Source organism: Thalassotalea profundi, from assembly GCF_014653195.1.
GTDB lineage: Bacteria > Pseudomonadota > Gammaproteobacteria > Enterobacterales > Alteromonadaceae > Thalassotalea_B > Thalassotalea_B profundi.
This window is the reverse complement of the sequence record NZ_BNAH01000036.1, coordinates 1-913: the sequence shown is the minus strand read 5'-3', so window position 1 is coordinate 913 and position 913 is coordinate 1. Positions and strand designations below refer to the sequence as shown.

The window sequence follows — 913 nt, the reverse complement described above, 5'->3', positions numbered from 1 at the left end:
CCAAGGAGTTCTTGAACTGTTCTAATATCAGCCCCATTTAATAGCAATTGGGTTGCGAATGAGTGCCTAAACGTATGCGCAGTGACATGTTTTCGAATACCCGTTTTCATAACGGCAGCTCTCAACACTTTGGTTAATGAAGTCCAATGTAAATGATGACGACAAAAATAGCCATCTGTTGGGTGTTGGCATCTTACAGTTGAGGGAAATAAATATTGCCATTTAAACTGCGTAATTGCTTTTGGATATTTACGTGCCAACCCAGAAGGCAGACTCGTTTTACCTTCACCTTCAGCCAAGTCTTTTCGATGTAAATTTTCGACTTTTTTTATCTGGGATTGAAGTGACTCTGTGAGTATTTTAGGTAACAAGGTCATTCGGTCTTTAGCCCCTTTACCTCTAAAAACATAAATTGAATTACCATCAAAATCGATATCTTTGATACGTAGTCTCAATAACTCCGCTTTTCTTAACCCACTCCCGTATAACAAGCTGAACATAAGATGGTAGGGGGATTTTAATTCATTGATGATTGCAGTAGCCTCCTGATTTGATAATACCATAGGCACTCTGGTCGGTGCCTTAGCCCTAACGGTGTCAGATAATAGAGTTAGCTCTCTTTCGAATACATGCTTGTACATAAAAACGATAGCACACAGCGCTAAGTTTTGGGTTGAAGAAGTGACTTGTCTTTCTACAGCTAAGTAAGTTAGATAATTACTGACTTCTTGCTCCCCCATATCTTTGGGATGTCGCTTTTGGTTAAAAAGAATGAAGCGTTTAATCCAAAGCAAGTACGTTTTTTCAGTTTGAATACTGTAATGCTTCGTACGAAGTATATGACGGATACTTTCAAGAAAAGGTGAAGTAGACATTATTAAAAACCTATAGCTGTATTTATATACAGTTATAG

The 913-nt window shown here is 38.0% G+C and carries 1 protein-coding gene; it reads right to left on the bottom strand.

All coding sequences use genetic code 11. From position 1 onward, the window contains the following. Nucleotides 1–875 (bottom strand): integron integrase (locus IE155_RS17890; RefSeq protein ID WP_189379698.1); only part of this gene is annotated, 875 nt, incomplete at its 3' end. Between the last annotated feature and the right edge of the window lie 38 nt (nt 876–913).